Raw genomic sequence first — 21,374 nt, forward strand, 5'->3', positions numbered from 1 at the left:
CCCTGCTTGGACTTGATGATGATTTTCTAAATCGTATTCGGGAAAATTTAACTTTGCTGCTTCTTCGGGAGTTTGATCACGTTGTCTTTGTCCGATTTTTTGACCGTTGACATAAGTACCATTTAAACTGCCTAAATCTCGAATACGAATATTAGGAGGATTGATATCAAGTAATCAGTGATAGCGAGAGATTGTCATGTCAACATTATCAGCTATTTGCAGGTTACAATCATCGTTTCTACCGATAATACAGGTAGCGCGACTGTCGAATAAATATTGTTTGCCTGAGAGTTTACCTGTGATAATGCTGAGTTTAATGGTAGATTGCATATTCAATAATTTTTTATAGATATATGCCTCATATTTTACATGATTTAGCGATTTTAACGTTTTTTCCACCAAATAATAGCACCTGTAGCTAAACCAGTTAATGGTAAAAGTAGTTTGTAGGGTGCGTCAGATAGAATAATTTAGACTAAAATCACTAATTTTAAAATTCTGACGCACCTTACTTAATCTAACTAGCAACCTACGTTAGATAACTTTTAGAAGTTTCTAAGGAACGCAAATTTAATAACCTGCAATTCTGATTTATACTTCTCAAGGTCACAATTTGAGGTTTTACCTAAAGGTTATATAGAGATGTAAAAACGCAAGTTATGAACTTCTCAAGTATAACCTGGAATGGTGCGTTACGCTGTCGCTTTAGCGTAGCCATGCCCGAAGGGCTTTACACACCCTACTTTTGCACTTTATTTAATTCATATTCCTAAGCTGCAACTTGCATTGCTGCTTCTTCGCGCTTCAATTTAGCCTCTGCTGCTTGGAACTCTGCAACTTGAGCTTCAATTTGATCACGCACAATTTGACGATACTCTAAAAAATGCTCTATTTGAGCGCAAACCGCTAAATAACTGCTCACACCGCCGGGATTATGTTGATACATACTCCACAGATTGCGCCAAAATTGCCAGCGTGTATTTCTTAGCATACCTTGCCGCCAACAAATAGTCAACAATGCTTTCAGCACCTTTAAATCTAAGGGTTTTTTACCACCTTTACCTTTTTTAGGATATGTTGCTTCACCTAAAATTCGGTAGTGACGATAAGCACGATCTAAAAACCGTGATGGCTCATATAATTCCCAAAACGCCTCTACATATTCACTGGCGATTTCTGCTAAAGGTCGAGTAGGGACAAAGTTCATCAACGTGGTTTGATTGATGTTAGCAGATTTGCTGCGGAGTCTGCCTTCTTTTTCTAAACGATGCCACAAAGCTGTATCAGGAAGGGCTTGGAGCATACTAAATAAAGCTGTGGGAATGGAGGTTTGTTCAACAAACTTAACAATTCTGCCACCGGCTCCTGTTTTTTCCCCGTCAAAACCAATAATAAACCCAGCCATTACCCGCAGTCCTGAACGAGTAATCTTTTCTACTGCTTCACTGAGAGAATCTCTGGTGTTTTGGAATTTCTGAGTTACAGCGAGACTTTCTTCGTCTGGGGTTTCAATTCCTAGAAAAACAGCGCCAAAGTTACATACTACCATCAAATCCATCAGGGCTTGGTCTTGGGCTAAATCAACGGAAGCCTCTGTTGCGAAAGAGAAAGGATATTGATGTGCAACCATCCAAGGTTGGAGTTCCTGCAAAAATAATTTCACGTTGCGCTTATTGCCGATGAAATTATCATCTACCATAAAGATACTACGCCGCCAACCTAATTCATAGAGGCGATCTAGTTCTGCTAGGAGTTGTTCTGGTTTTTTGGTGCGGGGTTTGCGTCCATAGAGGACAATGATATCACAAAATTCGCATTGGAAGGGACAACCACGGGAAAATTGCACCGACATTTCTGCATAAGCGTCAAATTCTAGCAGGTCAAAGCGGGGAATGGGGGTATTTGTAACGTCTGGTTTTTCCCCACCGGAGCGAAACATTCCTGTTTTTTTACCTTGAGCGATCGCTTCCACAAATAATGGTAGCGTAATTTCCCCTTCATCTAAAATTAAATAGTCTGCTCCCACGTCTGTGACTTCGTTGGGTAATGCGGTGGGATAGGGTCCCCCAACTGCGACAAGTTTACCGCGCTTCTTGGCTTCACGGATTTGCTCTAATAAATCTTCTTTTTGGACAATCATAGCTGATAATATCACCAAATCAGCCCAGTCCCACTCAGCTTGGGTAATTTGGCGAATATTCCGATCTACTAGCTTATATTCCCATTCTTGGGGTAAAATTGCCGCTACTGTCACCAAACCTAAAGGTGGAAGCATGGCCTTCCGATCTAATAAAGCTAGTGTTTTTTCAAAAGACCAAAAACTTTTGGGAAATAAAGGATATACAAGTAAAACTTTCATTTAAAACCTGAATTTTTGTTACTGGTTTAGGTTACACAAAGACTAACTCTACCATCATTTCGTCTACATGAAAATGATTGACCAATTAATCCTAGCACTGGGTTTGACGTTTATATGGCTATTTATAGTTCCTAAAGGTTACATCTGAATATACAAAAATGTAGAGACATTTGGTCAAACATCTCTACAACAGTTGATTTACAAGCTTTAAAGTATCTGTTTAAGAAATGCTAACAAATCATTAGTATGTAATGCTTTGAGCGAATTTAATAGTGTTGTTGCTGGTTCAGAAGGATGATAATCATCGGGTATACCAATGATTGTACTACCTAATCTTTCCGCTAGGAGATACCAAAAAGCTAATTTACCTTCAGTATTCATTTCTCCATAGGCACCAGTAGGAATTGTAGTTCCACCATGAGAAAGTTCTACCATTGCTTTGCTAGGATGAGGATCAAGCATTATTTCATCTTGATCATGACGAGTTGCAGGTAGTAAATCTCGCAAAGCAAAAAGTTGTTCTTGAGGTGATAATTGTTGAATTTGTGCTACTAAATCTACAGACCTATCTGTGGGTAATAAGTCTATGATATTAGCGGGAATTTGATCAGACTTTTCCTTGTAAATTAATCCTAGTATTGCCAGCTTGTCATCTATGTTTAACTGTTGGAAAGTTCTTGAAGCTTGGGTAATAGAACCAACGTTTGTAGCTGTCATAAAAGCCTCCGATTTTAGGTTACTTGTTCGAGAAAAAAGACGATTTCATTTATATTAAGTAGTTTAAGATAATTAAACATTTATTTGACTTCATCCCCAGGAGTATATTCAATAGGGAATATTGTTGAATTTGTGATATAATGGATTAGATTGAAAGTTGAGCGATCGCTTCTATTTTTTCTAGAGTAATTGAATTAGAAAAATGTTGATAAATTAGCCATAAAAGCCCCAATTTATCATCTATATCCAATTTGATAAACTCGGATACACTTTGTTGTAAAAGATTAATATTAGTAGAAATCATATCAATCTCTCCATATTTCAGCTAAAGGAGGTAGAAATACTAATGATAAAACGTTTGTAAAGCAATAATCACCTATTCTTATACAACTTTCACTAAGTTTACGAAAAAATAATTTACTTACAACACTATAAAAAGGCAGACAATAACGACAAACTCAACCAATTTAAACCAGTCAAAAGACAGATGGAAGTTAATATAAATTAATTTAAATAATTAGTTAAGAAGCAAAGGGCGTAATAAACAAAGGGTGCATTTTCCCAAAATAACAAGGTCAAGCATATTAACACAGAGTAGATAACCAACTTTTACTCTGTGCTTATCTCTATTTGTGGGAAAATTCCTACTGGAAATTTCTGACTATTCCTTGCGTTCTGGATAATCTTCAGACGACTTTGGATCTAACTCCCAGCGCTCGTCATCACGATGTTTCAAAATATCGTTAGTGCGAAGAAAGGCATAATCATTCATTTCTAAACCTACGGCTGCTTCTATATCTTCGGTCACATTTTGATCGGGAATAGAAACAGTACCTCCAACCGCTTCATCTCCTACAGTATCTTGCCAATAAGTATCAATATCATCACGAGCAATAGTAAACTCGGCAGGAAATTCGGGACTACTTTCTGTATTTTCTGAAGATGAAGATTCCCCAACATTATATCCAGGAAGATATTTTACACCTGTACCATAAGATTCAGTAATTTCTTGTGGTAAATCATCAGATTTAAAGTCTTGATTATGATTTTTGGTAGTCATGATCCTAACCACTTTCTACATTTTAACCATAACCTTTTTCGACATAATAGGTTGTATGACTTTAGATACATAAAATCTATCACCTGAGAGTGACGTTAAAAAAATTATTCAAATTTACGATATTGTATAGGAATTAGGAGTTACGCATTGACATAATCTATTAAATAAGCATTATCAATTGTATCTCTTGTAGGGTGCGTCAGACCCGATAATTAAGCATCTAACAGACTTCCTTTATCTGACGCACCGCACTAATATGGGATAACAAAAGCGTGAAACTAGGCAATTTCTTTCATACATATCATCTGCATTTTGTACAGTGCGTAAGTCCTAATATTTCACAGGTTTTCTATTAATTTATTTCCCAAATCTAAATTTTTTATCTCTGGAGGTAAAAGGTGGAATATAACGAATTTATTACTCATGTACAAACTCTCACCCAATCCGATTCCCGTGAGGAAGCAGAACGTGCTACTCTTGCGATTTTGAAAACTATTAATGAACTTGTTCCTGATGAAGAAATGCAAGAAATAGCTGTACAACTTCCACAAAAATTGGGAGAAATTTTACGAGAAAAAGAAACTAAATCTAATCAATCTTTCAATTTACAAGAATTTATCGAACGTGCTAGTCAAAAAGAAAATATAAAACCCACTACAACTGCAATTCACGCAAGAGCAGTATTTTCTGTATTACAAAGTTCTATTACACCTGATGTTTTTACCAAATTCCATAAATACTTTTCTCATGACTATGAGGAGTTATTTTTTACATCACCATAAAAACCCAAAAAACCGATTTTTATTACAACTCACACTTCAAAAATAGTTAGGAAAAGAATATGACTAATCATAATCATTTTAGTGGCAAAAACAAAGTTGCTATTCTAATTGAACAGGATGTAGAAGATACAGAGTTTATAGTTCCTTGTAATGGACTCAAACAAGCGGGAATGGAGGTAGTAGTTCTTGGTTCTCGGATGAATGAAAAATATAAAGGTAAACGGGGTAAATTGAGTATTCAAGCTGATGGAACGACAAGTGAAGCCATAGCTGATGAATTTGCTGCGGTAATAATTCCTGGGGGGTTTGCTCCTGATAAAATGCGACGTAATTGTAATACTGTTTGCTTCGTACAGGAGATGATGAAAAAAGGTAAATTAGTAGGAGCAATATGTCACGGAACACAAGTTTTAATTGAAGGTGATTTACTCACAGGTAAACAAGCCACAGGATTTATTGCTATTCGTCAAGATATAATTAATGCGGGAGCAAATTATTTAGATGAACCGCTAGTTATAGATAATAATTTAATTACATCTCGTGAACCTGGAGATTTACCAATTTTCACAACAGCGATTTTAAATCGTTTAGGTTATGGTGGTAAAGATGCTGGATTGCCAGATGAAAAAGATACAAGTGCCGAATGGTGGAAATTAGCTGATGCTTGGGGTGGCTCAACTAAGAGTGAAATTGTCAGAGGTTTAAATACTGCTTTAGGTGGTGAACGTTATTCTTTAGAAGCATTAGAAAAGTATAGGGATAAGGAATCTGATTCAGAAATAAAGTTGCTATTTGAGGAGATGATAAATAATAAGCAACGCCACATTAATAAGCTGGAAACTTATCTACAAAGGCTGCACGAAAAACCATCTTTAGCGGCTAATATTGCTAATCAATACGCTAAGGTAAAAACGGCTTTAACCGGAAGTGATGATATATATCAATTACGTTGCGCTTTAGGTGATATTCAAACAGGAATGGGTGATGTTGGTAATTTGTGCGCCATGTTTACTGATCCTGTGGCAACGGCAATTTTCAAGGAAATTTATCTAGATTTAGGTAAATATGAACAGCGATTGATAGAACTATATCGAGGGCGAATAGCTTCTGGAATTAAGCCTTCTAAAACCAGTTCTGGTGCGGCTATAACGATGTGAAATCGTAACTTTTCACAGGATGAATTAGGCTACCAGAAAAAATAAGTAGAAAGACATTTATTTTGGAGGTACAAAAACATAAAACTCATATTGCTATAGTTCACCAGTTTTTAAAATCATCATCTCAAGGAAGATATTTATGACCCATTTTTTTAATTGGCTAACAAAGACGGTTTTACGTCAGCTAACAATAATTCTGGTTGTAGGATTTACTTTTTTGGGTATCCAGAGTTTCATCCCAGTAAATTCGTTGTTAACAGCAGATGCGGAAACGGTGAAAACGCCTGAAGGAATTTATTATAAAGGTACTCCTAATCAGAAAGAACTTAAAAAAGACCAGTTAGGAGAAAATGCTCAAAAGAAATTTAAAGAAACCACTGAAAATATCCGAGAAAAACTAAATCTTGATCAACCAGTTCCTGAATCTACTAAAGAGTTTCTAGATTCGACACAAACTAAAGTAGAAAAAACTGTAGAACCAATTACTGGTACTCGTCACGGATATTATCAAGAAAATATTCCAGAAAGTCCAATTAGAAACAATAGATAATTATGACTGATACAAGTGTAAAAAAAGTAGATTCAACCTATTCTCCTAAAGGTCAACTCGGTCAAAAATATCTGGCTACTGGTAAAACAGTTTCTATGCGTTTGTGGGAAAATGAGCAACCAGAAGCAGATAAAGAACAAACCCAAAGAGAATATGAAACTGTCGGTTATGTAATTAATGGTCGGGCTGAATTACATCTTGAGGGACAAATGATTTTGCTAGAACCGGGGAGTTCGTGGGTAGTACCAAAAGGTGCATCTCATTCTTACAAAATCCTTGAACCATTTACGGCTGTGGAAGCGACTAGTCCCCCGGCTCATATTCATGCGCGGGATGAAAATTAAGAGTAGGAAAAAATAAATATTTTTTGGTTCAGGAAAGTCTTAAAATACATCAAGATACTTTTAATGATTTTCTGAATAATGTTGACGCTGACACAACGTAAACTACCTGATTCTAATATTGTAGTTACTTTCACTCTCTCACTCACAGCAGAAGAACGCACCCGTAGCCGTCACCGTTTCACCACGGAAGACGGTAATGTGGTGTTTTTGCGTTTACCTAGAGGAACGGTGTTATATGATGGGGATATTCTGGAAGATGAAAATCAAACGAGTTTGATCAGAATTATTGCTAAACCTGAACCAGTTTTAACTGCGATCGCGGCAAATACGCTATTATTATTACGAGCCGCTTATCATTTGGGTAATCGTCATGTACCTGTGGAGGTTACACCGAATTATTTACGTTTGTCTCCAGATTCGGTTTTACGCACAATGTTGGAACAGTTGGGGTTAGAAGTGAAGGAGGAACTTGTCCCTTTTCAGCCAGAATTGGGTGCTTATGGACATCATTAATTAGGATTTGGTGAAAAAGTCTTTTCGTTAGGGCTAGGAGTCAGGAGTCAGGAGTCAGGAGGAAGAATTAGAAGAATAGTCTTGAATCTGATAAAGTGATAGGTTTTTAGTAGTTTCGACGCTTATTCCTTGCTCCTCTTTAACCTTTAAACTCTTGACATATCTAAGTTTTAGCTTTATTAATGAATCCCTAATTAAAATTTATTATGAGCCAATTTGACGATTTAGAGCCGATTATTTTTAGTAATGACAGTCATTTTTTATCTATTTTACAATTAGCCAGTCCCGGTTTACCTGTGGGTGCATATAGCTATTCTGAAGGGTTGGAAATGTTGGTGGAAAATGGGACGATCGCTAATTCTCAATCTCTGATACAATGGCTACAGGCAGAATTAACTTATGGTTCAATCCGCTTAGACGGAGCAATGATGGTGAGGGCTTTCCAAAGTGTGAAAGTTGGTGATTTGCAAGCTTTACACCGTTGGAATCTGTGGTTATCTGCGGCTAGAGATACCGAAGAGTTACGTTTATCAAGTTGGCAAATGGGGCGATCGCTATGGCAATTATTAGTTAAACTAGAACCAGAAATGCTATCCTTGGCTGAAGCTGTGGGTTCTCCCTGTAATTACGCTATCGCTTTCGGTCTGGCTTGCGCTCACTGGAATATTAACATCCAAGCGGCTTTATTAGCATATCTGCACAGTTGGTTGACAAATTTAATTACTGCTGGGGTGAAACTTATTCCTCTCGGACAAACAGACGGGCAAAAATTACTACTCAATTCCCAAACTCTATTAAGTAAAACTACAGTAGAAATTCTCAACTTAGAAGATGATCAACTTGCTTGTTGTAGTTGGGGTTTATCTCTAGCTAGTATGCAGCACGAAACCCAATACACAAGGTTATTTAGAAGTTAACTGCGGGCTAGATGCCCACAGATAGCTCAAATTAAGCAAAAGCGGAAAAATCTAAATTTGGGGGAATATCTTGAATACGACCAGGAGCGATCGCTCTCAAAGCATCTTTCATGGTAATATCCCCAGTGTACAATGCCTTACCCACTATCACACCTGTTACACCTTGGGGTTCTAAAGCTAACAAACTTAACAAATCGGTGACAGAACTCACACCACCAGAAGCGATAACCGGGATAGAAATTGCTGCACACAGTTCTCGTAAGGCTTCTAAGTTGGGTCCAGTCAAAGTACCATCACGGTTAATATCAGTGTAGATGATAGCGGCTGCCCCCATTTCTTGCATTTGTACAGCCAATTGGGTAGCCAAAACCTGAGAAGTTTCTAACCAGCCACGGGTAGCGACCAAGCCGTTACGGGCATCAATACCAATGATAATCTGTTCAGGAAATTCTGCACACAGTTCTTGAACTAATTGGGGTTGTTCAACAGCCACAGTTCCCAGTATAGACCATTGTACACCCAGATTAAATAATTGTACAACACTAGAGCGATCGCGCAAACCCCCACCAACTTCCACCGGCACTGATACCGCGTTAACTATAGCTTCAATTGCCTCTAGATTGACTATTTTACCAACTTTTGCCCCATCCAAGTCAACCAAATGTAATCTTGTCGCACCCTGTTCTACCCAGGATTTCGCCACTTCTACCGGGTTTTCGTTAAAAACTTCAGATTTATCATAATCTCCCTGATAAAGCCGCACACAACGACCTTCTAATAAATCAATTGCTGGTATGACATCCATATTATTTTCTCCTTTTGTTTATTCTTAACTATCATGAAACTGAACTAAAATCATCAAACATTTGGCTAAATTCCCTAATGTCTTCAGCCACCTTTCTCGTTTTATTTAATATTCTTGATTTGGGGCTATTAACTATTAAATCTTCCAGTCTAGACTTAATAGCCATACGGGCATAAAAAAATCGCCATTTTTGGCTATTAATTTGGGCTGCAAACCAAACTAATTCATCAAAACTCATATTAAACTTAGGAATTAAAACCCTAACTGCGCTACCACCATTTCCTCTAGCCATAAATTGCCAAGGTTGTACAGCAGCATAACCAAATGCGGTTACAGTAATACCACCATCAATAAAACATTCTTCATCATTTTTCTCGATTAATCTAATAATACTATTACAATTCTCTCCACTAGAAATATAAGGAGTTGTACCTTCTGTATAATCTTTTCCGCCTGTGGATTTTCCACTCAAAACTTTAAAAAAGAAATTTATAGCTGCTTCTTTTTCAGTCGGTAATTCTGGTAAATTTTGCCAATTATCGCAAAAATTTTCTAGGGCTTCTGCACTTAAATCGGGAAAATAAGATACCGATTGAAAAATAGATTTTTTGATATTTTGCCTATAGTTTATAATTTCTGCTTGATTCATTTCAGACTGAGGAAGCCAATGTTGAGGACTCCATTCAGTACCATTTTTAATATCTGACCCTAAAATTGTTGTAGCAATTTTATTATTTTCTATTTGATTATTTAAAATCTTATTAAATGCTTGTTTAACTAGAGGTAATTGAGAACCTTCTCTTTCCACTCTCCTATTTTTTAATTTTTCAAATCCATCATTCCAAACTCTCGACATCAAAATCTTTCCATCATTTGTTTGAGGTATGTGAGCGCGAGCTATAATAATACTTGTAGGAGCAGAAGTAGGATAAAATAAATCTTCAGGTAGGCTAATTATTCCTAATAATGAATGCTTGCGTAAAAATTCCTTCCTCCATGCTTTATGATCATTGTCAGCAAAGACACCAGCATATACGACAGATGCTAACATCTCTCCTACCCCTAAACACTCCATAGAAATATCAATAAACTTATACTCAGGTTCATCTTTTTGGGAAAATGGAGGATTTAAAAATGCTTTAGTAAATCTTTTTTTAATAGGATTGATATTATCTTCTTCAAAAGCAGAACCTAGTTCTATATTACTTTTTCCATCACCCCGGAAAAACATATTCAACATTGCAAGTAGCCAGACTGTCGGGTTAGTATCAAAGCCGTAAAGAGCGGATTTAGCTTGGATAATAGCAGCCTCACTTTCTGCCGTGTTGAGCATTCTATCAAAAGCAGCAACTAAAAAACCTCCCGTTCCGCAAGCAATATCTATAACTTTATCCTTGTATGATACTTCTAATAAGTCAGCACAAAATTTAGTGATATGACGTGGGGTAAAAACAATACCTAAAGCATTATTATCATACCCATAACGTAAAAAGGCTTCATAAAACATTCCCAAAAAATCTACATCTGTTTGGAGTACAGACCTAACGTTTAAACGCAGAAGTATAGATACAATTCTACCTATATAAGGTGATAATCTATCAAAATCTGTACCTGATAGATGTAAAGCATCAATTAGCTTGTTTTTCTTATCTTTAGAAATATCATAGGAATCATTAATTGCTTGGGAAGATAAATTATTAATAGATGTTAATGTCGATTCTTTTTTGAGATCAACTTTACCTTGATACATGGCTAAAGTAATTGCACCAATAACTTTTGGTCTTAGAGATGCTTCTACTTTAGCAGCACGAAGTATTATACTAATTTCAATAGCTGCATCTACAAATTCAGCAGCAGCAGGAACAGAAACATTTGTTGTCCCATTATCTGCTAAAATAGCTAATTCGACTTCTTTTTTAGAGGGAATAGTAGTAAGTTCTTGTTGGGATGAAGTAAGAGTAAACCAGCCATCATTAGTTTTATATTTTACTCCTACTATAAAACCTGTATCTTCTTGACCAGCAGCACCTACAGCAAATTTTATATTATATTTTTGAGTAGAGTTTATAGCTTCAGCATACTCAATTGCTTCTCTAATTGCTTGATCAATTTTGCTAGGTTCATTTTTAGCTTCTACGATTATTAATGGTTCATGATTAAAACAAATTAAAAAATCCGGCTTTGTTCCAGATAAACCAATATTCGGGAAATAAGCCTCAATTTCATTTTCCTCTAAGAAATCTCCTCCACGAGAAACATGAGCAATATTCCAACCTCTTTTATTAGCTTCTTGTCGAATATAATATCTAGCTCTAGATTCAGCATTAGTTTTACGAGATTTAGAAGAACGAGACATGGCTCAACCTCATTAAGGATCAATACTATTTTTTAACTGAATATAATCGACAAAATATAATGTCATATTATTTGATGTTAAAAAATAAAAACTTAACTTTTGGCTTTTAACTCCTGTATAGCTTGACGAAAACCTAACACCAGTAAAATATTAGAAAGAGTTAAAAATACCTCTGCACCACCGTGTAACCAATCTATATTTGCTAAACTCTCTCCATAATGCACTTTGGCGTAAATCCCGGCGGGGATAGTCACACCAACAAATACCAAAGTCCCGTAAAATCCATATAGGGCTAACCTTGGCATTAGTTGACTGCGGTTGAGAAACCACAAAAAACCCAAATAGGGAAATAGAGAAAGGGCAAATAGGGTTTCTTTTGATATCATTGTTCTGATTTGATAGTTTTTGCCTCAACGGTGTCGCTAGACTTAGCAGAACGCCAAATCCAGACTGCTGCTGCCCAAAGGGTAAAATTTCCTACTAGCGTCATAGTAGCTTGCAGCGTCACCAACCATTCTAGGGATTCAGCGTTGTCGAAATAATGCCAAGTACAAGCACATAAAGCACTAATTAAAGCTGGTAGCATAGCAAAGGACAATCCCCACCAACTGCGGTTATTTGTGAGTTCACCATAAATCCAGATTAACCAAATAGCAGCTATCCACTCAATGACACTAGAAACATGAATAATCCAGGTAGGAATCGAAAGGGCGTGCATAATAAATAATAGGTGACAGGTGACAGGCTTAAAAGATTAATAATCTAAAATCTAAAATCTAAAATCTAAAATGGTAAAGATGCGATCGCTATTGTGTGGGTATTATGGACAAGGGAATGGTGGGGACGAAGCCTTATTGGCGACGCTTTTGCAAATGTTACCACCTAATGTCACCCCTGTGGTACTTTCTGGAAATCCTCAAGAAACTCATCAGCGTTACGGAGTCGAAACTTACAACCGTAAGGCGTTTTTCCAGGTGTTCCAGGCTTTGCGGACTTGTGACGCTTTGATTTGGGGTGGGGGGAGTTTAATGCAAGATGTCACCAGTACCATGAGTCCTTTTTATTATGGGGGATTAATGGCCTTAGCGCAAATCATGGGTTTAAAAACTATAGCCTGGGGACAGGGAATTGGTCCCTTGCTTCGTCCCCAAACCCGGTGGTTAGCTAGAAGAAACTTTGCAGGTTGCACTAAAATTAGCGTGCGCGATCGCTCTAGTGCTACCCTATTATCAAAGTGGCAAATTCCTTGTTTACTTGCACCTGACCCCGTTTGGGCATTAGAATCTCAACGGGTACCAGAAATCTCCCATTTACCAGCCCCAAGAATAGCAGTTGTTTTACGAAACCATCCCCAACTGACACCAACTCGTTTAACAAACCTAACTCACGCCTTAGTCGATTTACAAACAGCCACCCAAGCCTTTATTCTATTATTACCATTTCAAAAAAGCGAGGATTTGAGTATAGCTGAATCTATTCAACCTCATTTACCAAATGTTAGTAAAATCATCTGTTTAGAAGATCCACAACTTTTAAAAGGCGTATTTCGTAGTACAGAAATGGTCATTGGTATGAGGCTACACAGCTTAATTATGGCGGCTGCGGAAGGATCTCGTTGTTTTGCCATCAGTTATGATCCCAAAGTAAATCGGTTAATGGAAGATATAGCCATACCTGGATGGGATTTACAAAATTTACCAGATAACCCCAATGTAATTAGTACAACTTGGCTTGAACATTACGCCAACGGTCAGCCATTATCTTCTCAACAAATACAATCTTTAGTAGATAGAGCATTATTACATCGTGAATTATTGAAAGAAGTTTTGGGCGATTAGAAATGGCCACTACACAAGCCAAGTCCACCTCCATGGATTTTGTCTGTGTAGCCGCGACTTCTAGACTTTTGTAAAATCTATCAAAAACCCAGATTTGCGAGGGTTTAGCAGTGCTAAACCCCTACCCTAAGAACCCAAATTATTAAGACGTGTTGAGTATAATTAAAAATCAAAAATTTGAAACCCACGGAGGTGGGTTTTGTCTGTGTAGGCGTGACTTCTAGTCGCCAGGACGATTACTATTCAAAATTAAAGACTAGGTGGTAAAATCAAATTATCAATTTGATGAATCACACCATTACTTCCTAGTATATCTGCCTGGGTCACATTTGCATCATTGACCATTACGCTTTTTCCGTCAACTTTAAGCGTAATGGGATCACCTTGAAGGCTAGTTACTTGACCAGATGTTAAAGCAGTAGAAAGTACCTTACCTGGAACAACATGATAAGTCAAGACTTTCACCAAAACTTCCTTATTTTCTGGCTTCAACAACTCTTGTACAGCATCTTGTGGTAATTTTTTAAATGCTGCATCAGTAGGAGCGAAAATAGTGAAAGGTCCAGACCCTTGTAAAACATCCACCAATCCAGCAGCCTTTAAAGCCGCAACCAAGGTGGTAAAAGAACCATTGGAGATGGCTAATTCTACTACATTTTGGCTCGCAGTTGGTGAAGTTGTTGGTTTGGCAGGAACTTCACTGGGCTGAGTAACTGGTTCAATTGTTCTTCTGGTAGGAACTTCCGTTGGCTGAGTAACTGGTTCAGTTGTTTCAGAGGGAGAACGACGGTTGTAGGGAGGTTCGTTAAAAATACTCGGTTTAGGATTGAGAACTGGTTTTTCTCCACCTTGGGCGATCAATTTTGTTGGTTTGATGCTACCTTTAGCTGTTGACGAACTAACTTCACCAAGGGACTGATAATTAAAGGTTTCTTGTGCTTGAGATGGTAAAGCCACCAAAAAACTAACGCTGGTTACTCCTAGTATCCCAGCAATTTTGATCATTAATCTGCTGTAATTAGCCTTCATAAATTTAGTTTGTCTTGTTTTCTCTGTATTTGGGTACTTTGTTATTACCCTAACTGTTTTAACAGTTATTCTTGGCTCTTTGCCCCTAAATTCTTAGCTCAAAGTGTGTCTTAACTGTTTCACAATGCTAAAGGAGTTCCACCTTGGCACAATAATTATATCACAAATAAGTCTTCCTAAAATATCATCAATTAAACTCCTAGTAATTTGATGTGAGATTGTTCAGAATAAAGACATTCATTGAACTATCAGTCTTTATCCGCGTTTATCCGCGTTTATCTGCGTTCAAGTATTCTTGATATCTTATCCTGAGTGATTTAATCAAAATAGACTTTAACAAATCTAGCACAAAAGAAATCACCAATTGGAATTTAAACCCCCAACAACCTTTTCTTAACTTCCTGCTCAAAATAGATTGAGGAAAAACTTGATTTTACATAAGTCCTTTTAATCTTGCTGAAAGCTGAAAATTAAAGATATAATTATAAAATAAAGTCCATAAATAAGTTAGTTAGAAGGTAGAAAATATGTTGGAATTATATCAATGGGAATTATCTCAATTTTCCGAAAAAGTGCGATTGATCCTAGATTACAAAGGTTTAGAATATCGCAAAATTGAAGTTACACCAGGAATTGGACAAGTAGAATTGTTTCGTTTGACAGGTCAAAAACAAGTACCTGTGTTGAAAGATGGATATAAATATATTGTAGATTCCACCGAAATAGCCAAGTATTTAGACTTAGAATATCCTGAACGTCCACTGATACCCACTGACCCCAAACAACGGGCTTTAACGTTATTAATGGAAGATTGGGCGGATGAATCCATCGGTGTAAAAGGAAGAAAAGCTCTATTTGCGGCCATTAGTCAAGATCAAAATTTCCGTAAGTCCTTGTTACCTATCTCCACACCAGATATTTTAAAGAGTGTAGTGGAAGGTGTTCCTAGTGATTTTCTGTCTGTTTTAGGATTTGGGGTTGGTTTTACTCCCGATGTAATTAACTCAGCGATCGCTAGTTTACAACAAGACCTAGAAATATTGACCCAACTGTTAAAAGATAGTCCCTACCTATTGGGAGACGAACCCACCCTAGCCGACTTAACAGTGGCCAGTTTGTCCATATTATTGAAATTTCCTGCGGGGTCTTATTTAGATTTACCCCCATCCCTCAGAGGCAAAGGCTTACCAATTTTAGCAGAAAATCCCGCTTATGAAGCATTTTTCACCTGGCGCGATCGCCTTTATGACCAATTCAGAAAACCACTATCAGGCTTAACCCCACCAACCGCAGGAGTGCCAACTTCCATTACCATTGATTAAATAAAATCCACTGGGGAAATTAGGGAGAAAAATCAACCCCTTTCCCCTCTCCATTAACACTGACTAACAACATGAATTTGGGACAACCATTAGGTTCAGTCATCGAAGGTTCTTTAACCGGCGGATTAGAAGTTAAATTACACCCAGATATATCTGTCGAAGATATGCGAGTTGGTAAATTTTTGGTTGTCCAGGGAATGCGATCGCGCTTTTTCTGTATGCTAACAGATGTAGCCCTTGGTGCCACCAACCCCCGAATTACCGCCAACCCCCCCGGTTGGGAAGACACCTTTTTACGGGAAGTCTTAGCCGGAAGCGGTACCTACGGAACAGTCAACCTCGCACCCATGTTGATGTTTACCCCCGAAGACAACGAATCCTCCTACACACCCAATGGTAAATCAGCCAACTCCCTCATTCCCTTCCCCACAGGTTTAGCCTCCTTTCAACCCCAAACCAGCAGCACAATCGAACTACTCCCAGTCAAAACCATCCCCAGTCACTTTAGTCAAGTTTACGAAGCCAACGTTGAAGATTTTCGCCGGGTTTTTGGTTGGGAAGACGACCCCCACAGAAAAAACTTTTCCATCGGAAAACCCTTAGATATGGATGTCCCCATTTGTATCGACCTTAACCGCTTCGTCGAACGAAGTAACGGCGTATTTGGCAAATCAGGAACAGGTAAATCATTCCTCACCCGTTTACTTTTAGCCGGAGTCATCCGTAAAAACGCTGCCGTCAACCTCATCTTTGATATGCACTCAGAGTATGGTTGGGAAGCCGTCGCCGAAGGTAAAAACGTCAACACCGTCAAAGGACTCAAACAATTATTTCCCGGTCAAGTCGAAGTCTACACCCTAGACCCAGAATCAACCAAACGTCGGGGTGTCCGTGACGCACAAGAACTATATCTTAGCTATCAACAAATAGAAGTAGAAGACGTTAAACTATGTAGTCGAGACTTAGGACTTTCCGACGCAGCCTTAGACAACGCCAATATTTTATACAGCGAATTTCGTGACTCTTGGATTGTCCAACTACTGAGTATGAGTAACGAAGAAATTGAGATGTTTTGTGAAGAGAAACGTGGTCACAAAGGCTCAATCATGGCATTACAGCGTAAACTATTACGCTTAGATAGTTTAAAATATATGCGTGGGACTTGCCCCCAAAACTATATCAGCAAAATATTGCAATCCCTAGAAGCCGGGAAAAACGTCGTCGTTGAATTTGGTTCCCAGTCAAATATGTTATCATATATGTTGGTGACAAACATGATCACCAGACGCATTCATGAACATTACGTTAAAAAAGCCGATAAATTTCTCCAAAGTAAAAATCCTTTAGATCGTCCTACCCCATTAATGATTACAATAGAAGAAGCGCACCGCTTCCTAGACCCAGGAGTAGTACAAAGCACAATTTTCGGAACTATAGCCCGTGAACTACGAAAATACTTTGTCACACTTTTGGTAGTTGATCAACGTCCATCAGGCATAGATAATGAAGTCATGTCCCAAATTGGTACTCGCATCACCGCTTTGCTAAATGACGAAAAAGATATTGATGCCATTTTTACAGGTGTCTCCGGTGCTGGAGGTTTAAAATCAGTCTTAGCTAAGTTAGACTCAAAGCAACAAGCTTTAATCTTAGGTCACGCCGTCCCCATGCCAGTAGTAGTCCGTACCCGTCCCTATGATGCTACCTTCTACAGCGAGATTGGCGATATAGCCTGGGAAGAAAAATCAGACTCAGAAGTTTTCGCTGCTGCTGAACTAGCAAAAGCAGATTTGGGTTTTTAGCACCACAATCCTAAATTCCCTGTTCCCTGTTCCCTGTTCCCTGTTCCCTTTTTTTTGTAACAAGATTCATTACTCCCCCTGCCCTTTCGTACCATCCCTCCATCATAACAGCCATACAAGTTCGGTTATCCGGCCACTTCTAGGCAACTGAAGAGGAGGTTTTAGCGTCACTATAAGAATAGTCAGCATTTTTAAGGAACTGAACCCTTTTTTGAGCAGACTATTTTGTTTGACAATTGAAAAATTTACCTGGACTACTTTACTATTTGCTCAATTTGTTTTACCATAAAACAAATTAAAACCTAATACTGACTTTGCGTTTTCAAGTTGCTGGCAATGATATTTCATTTAAAAATTAGCTAGATAAGCTAAGTAAAAACAGCAAGAAAAGCAAGAGTAAAAAGGTGAGAGAGTAATATAAACCAGTAAAATCACTGAACTGTTCAAGCAAAACAAGATAAAAAATCTTGAAAACAACTTAGTTTCTGAAATCAATTCGCCAAGTGAAAAAGTAGGGAAACTTATTTCAAGGTAGTACCGTCTTGATAAGAACGGTATAAATTAATATTTTATGGCAGATGCCTCTGTCAAATGATTTATGGAATAAGCTGTTTTAAATCACCGAAACAAAAGGCTTAGAAATTAGTCCCCGGCAACTTTCACGAAAATTCACGAAAATTAGATTTTAACAGGCTTGCTGAGGACAATCTGTATTAATTGAGAAAAATATTTATTTGTGTTTAGGGAGAATGAGGATAAGGCAATAATGGCTAATAATAACCAAACTGAAAATCCGAACACCAAGTTTACAGCCGATATGGTACGAACCTACCTGCGGGAAATTGGACGTGTGCCATTGCTAACCCGTGAACAAGAAATTATTTATGGAAAGCAGGTGCAGCAGATGATGGTGCTGCTGGAAGCAAAAGAAGTTTTGGCTAAAAAACTAGACTATGAACCTAGTTTACCAGAATGGGCGGCTCATGTGAATCAATCTGAAACAGATCTAAATCAACTGGTAGCACAAGGTAAACGCGCCAAGCAAAAAATGATTGAGGCAAACTTACGCTTAGTGGTAGCTATTGCTAAAAAGTACCAGAAGCGGAACATGGAATTTCTGGATTTAATCCAGGAAGGGACTTTAGGGTTAGAAAGGGGAGTGGAGAAATTTGATCCAACTAGGGGATACAAATTTTCAACCTATGCTTACTGGTGGATTCGCCAAGCAATAACTAGAGCGATCGCTCAACAAGGCCGCACCATTCGCTTACCAATCCATATTACCGAAAAACTGAACAAAATCAAAAAAGTTCAAAGGGAATTAGCTCAAAAATTAGGTAGGTCTCCAACTCCAGGAGAAATTGCCAAAGAACTAGAGCTAGAACCAGCACAGATTCGTGAGTATCTGAACATGGCACGTCAACCAGTTTCCTTAGATGTGCGAGTTGGCGATAATCAGGATACCGAACTGCGAGAAATGCTCGAAGACGATAGCCCATCACCAGAATATTACACCACTCAAGAGTTCTTACGTCAAGACCTAAACAACCTTTTAGCAGAACTCACCCCCCAACAACGGCAAGTTTTAGCCTTACGTTTCGGGTTAGAAGATGGAAATGAACTCTCTTTAGCAAAGGTTGGTGAACGGTTGAGTCTCAGCCGTGAGCGTGTACGTCAATTAGAACATCAAGCCCTTGCACATTTACGCCGCCGTCGAGCCAATGTTAAAGAATACGTCGCCAGCTAAAAACAATAATATAGGAGTTACGCATTGACAAAATCTATTAGATAAGGATGATAGATTTCATCTCTTGTAGGGTGTGGTTCGGCAAGCTCACCAACCACGTCAGACCCGATAATTTAGGAAACAACAGATTTTTTGGATCTGACGCACCGCACTGATTTAAATGAAGTCAGGTGCGTCAGAATCCAATACTTGTCGGTTAAGCTAAAAACATTAAATCAGGTAGGTTGGGTTGACGTTAGGAAACCCAACATTTACGGGCTTTTGTTGGGTTGCGCTGTCGCTTAACCCAACCTACAAAAAATGGACAAGGTATGGACATATCATCTGCATTTTGTACAGTGCGTAAGTCCTATAATACTGCTTTTGGTGTAACGCCTCCTGAATTTAGGGGGCTATTTTTTTGTCCAGTTGATGCGGAATTAATAGACCTGCTGTTGTAGCTACCTATAGCAGAAAACAGAAAATAAGGAAAAGTAAACTTTCATCCCCCTATTGGGTGAATCTATTGGGTGAAGCAGCAGTCAAGTCAACAGTGTTATTGTCAAACAATCGAATTAAATTCCAGATAAATCCTATTTATCGACGTTTTTTGATTTAGACAATAGAGATAAACCCTTTGGTGGAATCTTGAAGTATCAATGTTTAGTTATGATTTAAGCGACTTGCAGGATAACCGTTATTTTTGTTACAGGAGAATTAGGGTGTTAAACAATATTTATAAATCAAATCAATTTATTTTCTCTCGTCAATTAAAACTTCCCTTAGTTGGTTTGCTTCTGACCTTTGGGATTGTAGGTTTTGATTTTGTTCGTGAGCAGAATCAAGTCGCACAGAGTTTACCACTATCTACAAATCAAATTTCTAATGGGGCTAAACTTGCTAGTTCGCAAGCAGTTTCTTCTCAAAAATCACCTGTAAATTCTGCTCAACAAGATGACATTTATTTGTATGGTCAGTCAACCCAACCTAACCAGTTAGGACAGGGATATATTGTCTTTCAAAAGCATCAAGGTAAGGTGACGGGCGCATTGTATATGCCCCAGTCTGAGTTTAGTTGTTTTCAGGGTACCCTTGGCAAATCTGGGGAATTGGCAATGACGGTAACAAGTTCACCAGGAGAATTGGGTGTAACTAAGGTGTCAACGGCCAGCAGAATCCCTAAATTTGATCAGAATGATTCCATCACCTATCCATATTCTGTCACCTTGGAAGATTATCATCGGCTCAAATCGTTGAGTGCTAATGACAAACAAATTTTACAGATGTGTCATCAATTTGCAGGTGATAATTAACTGTAATTACTTATGTAGCAAGAGATGACGAGAAAAAATTGCCTTAGTTTTCAAGTTAGTAAATTCAATAACTGCATTAATTAATTCCTGTTGTTCAGGTTTTAAATTTAAGGTTTCTATACCTTGATCAAGATTCTTACCTGTGTGTAGTTCGTGAGCAAGTTGGGTAATTTGAGATAAACTTAACACGGCAGAAATTTCTTTGTTTCGACGCTGACGCACAGATTGGAGTTCTTGTCGTTCTCTGGGGGTCAAATCATCGACAGTCAAGGTGAGAGTTGTCAGAGGTGCGCTGGTTGGGGCAAAAATCGCTCTAGAACCAGCTAAAAAATCATTTGCTGTGGCCGATGGAATTATGGGTAAAGAGAAGGTGATAATAACGAAAAGCACCGTGGTAAAAAGCCATTTTGTCAGTTTAATCATCATGTTGATCAGAACCTAAATCAAATTTAAGGCTGGGGTATGGTCAAGCAATCTCCAAGTGTGAATTTTCCCCAGATGGATAGAAGCTTGGTTAATTTTCCTACTTATGGGGGCAATTTGTCACAAGGTAGGAATAAAAAAAAGGGGAGGAAAGGGAAGAATAATTCATGGGAAAATTAGATTATCTCTATATTGGGGCTGAGTTGTAGGAGATAATGTTTTCTCTATAACTAAATTTAATAATCTATAATAAAAAAATATAGTAATCATAATTATTTTTTTTGATGATTGTGGCTAAAAAATAGTATTAAGAAAGAACCAAAGTTTTTGTAGGTTGGGTTAAGCGACAGCGCAACCCAAC

Annotated in this window: 23 protein-coding genes; 11 read left to right on the top strand and 12 right to left on the bottom strand. The window is 37.9% G+C overall.

Annotation, left to right across the window (positions count from 1 at the left end; genetic code table 11):
• The 6 genes from VB711_RS22535 to VB711_RS22560 form a co-directional block, all read right to left on the bottom strand.
• Positions 1–165: FHA domain-containing protein (locus VB711_RS22535; RefSeq protein WP_323288606.1), on the bottom strand; the 165-nt coding region annotated here is incomplete at its 3' end.
• A 9-nt stretch (positions 166–174) separates the two neighbouring features.
• On the bottom strand, positions 175–330 hold the full coding sequence (locus tag VB711_RS22540; protein ID WP_323288570.1) for a hypothetical protein: 156 nt from the start codon (positions 328–330) through the stop codon (positions 175–177).
• A gap of 439 nt (positions 331–769) precedes the next feature.
• Entirely contained in the window at positions 770–2,359 is a 1,590-nt protein-coding gene (locus VB711_RS22545; protein ID WP_323288571.1) for a B12-binding domain-containing radical SAM protein, read from the bottom strand.
• Positions 2,360–2,566: 207 nt separating this feature from the next.
• Entirely contained in the window at positions 2,567–3,076 is a 510-nt protein-coding gene (locus VB711_RS22550; RefSeq protein WP_323288572.1) for an orange carotenoid protein N-terminal domain-containing protein, read from the bottom strand.
• Between the two features lie 145 nt (positions 3,077–3,221).
• The gene (locus tag VB711_RS22555) at positions 3,222–3,380 is read right to left on the bottom strand and encodes an orange carotenoid protein N-terminal domain-containing protein (protein WP_323288574.1); all 159 of its coding nucleotides are present in this window, start codon (positions 3,378–3,380) and stop codon (positions 3,222–3,224) included.
• Between the two features lie 357 nt (positions 3,381–3,737).
• Entirely contained in the window at positions 3,738–4,136 is a 399-nt protein-coding gene (locus tag VB711_RS22560) for a DUF6335 family protein (RefSeq protein WP_323288575.1), read from the bottom strand.
• 398 nt (positions 4,137–4,534) lie between these two features.
• On the opposite strand from VB711_RS22560, the gene VB711_RS22565 reads away from it, so the two are divergent.
• The 6 genes from VB711_RS22565 (at position 4,535) to VB711_RS22590 (ending at position 8,399) form a co-directional block, all read left to right on the top strand.
• A complete protein-coding gene (locus VB711_RS22565; RefSeq protein WP_323288576.1) occupies positions 4,535–4,918 on the top strand; it encodes a DUF2267 domain-containing protein in 384 nt (127 codons plus the stop codon).
• Between the two features lie 59 nt (positions 4,919–4,977).
• Positions 4,978–6,075, top strand: coding sequence for a DJ-1/PfpI/YhbO family deglycase/protease (locus VB711_RS22570; RefSeq protein ID WP_323288577.1), 1,098 nt, complete (start codon positions 4,978–4,980; stop codon positions 6,073–6,075).
• Between the two features lie 139 nt (positions 6,076–6,214).
• On the top strand, positions 6,215–6,625 hold the full coding sequence (locus VB711_RS22575) for a hypothetical protein (RefSeq protein ID WP_323288578.1): 411 nt from the start codon (positions 6,215–6,217) through the stop codon (positions 6,623–6,625).
• 2 nt (positions 6,626–6,627) lie between these two features.
• Entirely contained in the window at positions 6,628–6,969 is a 342-nt protein-coding gene (locus VB711_RS22580; protein WP_323288579.1) for a cupin domain-containing protein, read from the top strand.
• 78 nt (positions 6,970–7,047) lie between these two features.
• Complete coding sequence (gene ureE, locus VB711_RS22585; RefSeq protein ID WP_323288580.1) at positions 7,048–7,482, top strand: urease accessory protein UreE; 435 nt, start codon at positions 7,048–7,050, stop codon at positions 7,480–7,482.
• 206 nt (positions 7,483–7,688) lie between these two features.
• A complete protein-coding gene (locus VB711_RS22590; RefSeq protein ID WP_323288582.1) occupies positions 7,689–8,399 on the top strand; it encodes an urease accessory protein UreF in 711 nt (236 codons plus the stop codon).
• 31 nt (positions 8,400–8,430) lie between these two features.
• Here VB711_RS22590 and hisA read toward each other — a convergent pair whose 3' ends face one another.
• The 4 genes from hisA to VB711_RS22610 form a co-directional block, all read right to left on the bottom strand.
• Positions 8,431–9,204 (bottom strand): 1-(5-phosphoribosyl)-5-[(5-phosphoribosylamino)methylideneamino]imidazole-4-carboxamide isomerase, encoded by a 774-nt coding sequence (gene hisA, locus VB711_RS22595; RefSeq protein ID WP_323288583.1) that lies wholly within the window; start codon positions 9,202–9,204, stop codon positions 8,431–8,433.
• Positions 9,205–9,235: 31 nt separating this feature from the next.
• Positions 9,236–11,560 (bottom strand): HsdM family class I SAM-dependent methyltransferase, encoded by a 2,325-nt coding sequence (locus VB711_RS22600; RefSeq protein WP_323288584.1) that lies wholly within the window; start codon positions 11,558–11,560, stop codon positions 9,236–9,238.
• Between the two features lie 92 nt (positions 11,561–11,652).
• Entirely contained in the window at positions 11,653–11,946 is a 294-nt protein-coding gene (locus VB711_RS22605; RefSeq protein WP_323288585.1) for a DUF3593 domain-containing protein, read from the bottom strand.
• On the bottom strand, positions 11,943–12,278 hold the full coding sequence (locus tag VB711_RS22610; RefSeq protein WP_323288586.1) for a DUF2499 domain-containing protein: 336 nt from the start codon (positions 12,276–12,278) through the stop codon (positions 11,943–11,945). The genes VB711_RS22605 and VB711_RS22610 overlap by 4 nt, the downstream gene beginning before the upstream one ends.
• A gap of 70 nt (positions 12,279–12,348) precedes the next feature.
• On the opposite strand from VB711_RS22610, the gene csaB reads away from it, so the two are divergent.
• A complete protein-coding gene (gene csaB, locus VB711_RS22615) occupies positions 12,349–13,398 on the top strand; it encodes a polysaccharide pyruvyl transferase CsaB (protein ID WP_323288587.1) in 1,050 nt (349 codons plus the stop codon).
• A 249-nt stretch (positions 13,399–13,647) separates the two neighbouring features.
• Here the strand turns inward: csaB and VB711_RS22620 are convergent, their stop codons facing one another.
• Positions 13,648–14,427 carry a fasciclin domain-containing protein gene (locus VB711_RS22620; RefSeq protein ID WP_323288588.1) on the bottom strand — a complete coding sequence of 260 codons (780 nt, stop codon included), beginning with the start codon at positions 14,425–14,427 and terminating at the stop codon, positions 13,648–13,650.
• Between the two features lie 527 nt (positions 14,428–14,954).
• Here VB711_RS22620 and VB711_RS22625 point away from each other — a divergent pair.
• From VB711_RS22625 to VB711_RS22640, 4 genes are all read left to right on the top strand, one after another.
• Positions 14,955–15,749 carry a glutathione S-transferase family protein gene (locus VB711_RS22625; protein WP_323288589.1) on the top strand — a complete coding sequence of 265 codons (795 nt, stop codon included), beginning with the start codon at positions 14,955–14,957 and terminating at the stop codon, positions 15,747–15,749.
• 71 nt (positions 15,750–15,820) lie between these two features.
• Complete coding sequence (locus VB711_RS22630; protein WP_323288590.1) at positions 15,821–17,551, top strand: ATP-binding protein; 1,731 nt, start codon at positions 15,821–15,823, stop codon at positions 17,549–17,551.
• A 766-nt stretch (positions 17,552–18,317) separates the two neighbouring features.
• Positions 18,318–19,298, top strand: a complete 981-nt coding sequence (locus VB711_RS22635) for an RNA polymerase sigma factor, RpoD/SigA family (protein WP_323288591.1) — start codon at positions 18,318–18,320, stop codon at positions 19,296–19,298.
• Between the two features lie 701 nt (positions 19,299–19,999).
• A complete protein-coding gene (locus tag VB711_RS22640) occupies positions 20,000–20,590 on the top strand; it encodes a hypothetical protein (protein WP_323288592.1) in 591 nt (196 codons plus the stop codon).
• Between the two features lie 6 nt (positions 20,591–20,596).
• Here the strand turns inward: VB711_RS22640 and VB711_RS22645 are convergent, their stop codons facing one another.
• Positions 20,597–21,016 carry a hypothetical protein gene (locus VB711_RS22645; RefSeq protein ID WP_323288593.1) on the bottom strand — a complete coding sequence of 140 codons (420 nt, stop codon included), beginning with the start codon at positions 21,014–21,016 and terminating at the stop codon, positions 20,597–20,599.
• Positions 21,017–21,374 lie beyond the last annotated feature (358 nt).

The organism is Cronbergia sp. UHCC 0137, from assembly GCF_034932285.1.
GTDB lineage: Bacteria > Cyanobacteriota > Cyanobacteriia > Cyanobacteriales > Nostocaceae > Cronbergia.

What these genes read in the sequence shown, in the direction of transcription:
- csaB (WP_323288587.1), top strand. Translation starts at nt 12,349, where the DNA reads ATGGTAAAGATGCGATCGCTATTGTGTGGGTATTATGGACAAGGGAAT.
- VB711_RS22540 (WP_323288570.1), bottom strand. Translation starts at nt 330, where the DNA reads ATGCAATCTACCATTAAACTCAGCATTATCACAGGTAAACTCTCAGGC.
- VB711_RS22590 (WP_323288582.1), top strand. Translation starts at nt 7,689, where the DNA reads ATGAGCCAATTTGACGATTTAGAGCCGATTATTTTTAGTAATGACAGT.
- VB711_RS22625 (WP_323288589.1), top strand. Translation starts at nt 14,955, where the DNA reads ATGTTGGAATTATATCAATGGGAATTATCTCAATTTTCCGAAAAAGTG.
- ureE (WP_323288580.1), top strand. Translation starts at nt 7,048, where the DNA reads ATGTTGACGCTGACACAACGTAAACTACCTGATTCTAATATTGTAGTT.
- VB711_RS22605 (WP_323288585.1), bottom strand. Translation starts at nt 11,946, where the DNA reads ATGATATCAAAAGAAACCCTATTTGCCCTTTCTCTATTTCCCTATTTG.
- VB711_RS22635 (WP_323288591.1), top strand. Translation starts at nt 18,318, where the DNA reads ATGGCTAATAATAACCAAACTGAAAATCCGAACACCAAGTTTACAGCC.
- VB711_RS22545 (WP_323288571.1), bottom strand. Translation starts at nt 2,359, where the DNA reads ATGAAAGTTTTACTTGTATATCCTTTATTTCCCAAAAGTTTTTGGTCT.
- VB711_RS22575 (WP_323288578.1), top strand. Translation starts at nt 6,215, where the DNA reads ATGACCCATTTTTTTAATTGGCTAACAAAGACGGTTTTACGTCAGCTA.
- VB711_RS22580 (WP_323288579.1), top strand. Translation starts at nt 6,628, where the DNA reads ATGACTGATACAAGTGTAAAAAAAGTAGATTCAACCTATTCTCCTAAA.
- VB711_RS22560 (WP_323288575.1), bottom strand. Translation starts at nt 4,136, where the DNA reads ATGACTACCAAAAATCATAATCAAGACTTTAAATCTGATGATTTACCA.
- VB711_RS22570 (WP_323288577.1), top strand. Translation starts at nt 4,978, where the DNA reads ATGACTAATCATAATCATTTTAGTGGCAAAAACAAAGTTGCTATTCTA.
- VB711_RS22550 (WP_323288572.1), bottom strand. Translation starts at nt 3,076, where the DNA reads ATGACAGCTACAAACGTTGGTTCTATTACCCAAGCTTCAAGAACTTTC.
- VB711_RS22555 (WP_323288574.1), bottom strand. Translation starts at nt 3,380, where the DNA reads ATGATTTCTACTAATATTAATCTTTTACAACAAAGTGTATCCGAGTTT.
- VB711_RS22630 (WP_323288590.1), top strand. Translation starts at nt 15,821, where the DNA reads ATGAATTTGGGACAACCATTAGGTTCAGTCATCGAAGGTTCTTTAACC.
- hisA (WP_323288583.1), bottom strand. Translation starts at nt 9,204, where the DNA reads ATGGATGTCATACCAGCAATTGATTTATTAGAAGGTCGTTGTGTGCGG.
- VB711_RS22645 (WP_323288593.1), bottom strand. Translation starts at nt 21,016, where the DNA reads ATGATGATTAAACTGACAAAATGGCTTTTTACCACGGTGCTTTTCGTT.
- VB711_RS22600 (WP_323288584.1), bottom strand. Translation starts at nt 11,560, where the DNA reads ATGTCTCGTTCTTCTAAATCTCGTAAAACTAATGCTGAATCTAGAGCT.
- VB711_RS22620 (WP_323288588.1), bottom strand. Translation starts at nt 14,427, where the DNA reads ATGAAGGCTAATTACAGCAGATTAATGATCAAAATTGCTGGGATACTA.
- VB711_RS22610 (WP_323288586.1), bottom strand. Translation starts at nt 12,278, where the DNA reads ATGCACGCCCTTTCGATTCCTACCTGGATTATTCATGTTTCTAGTGTC.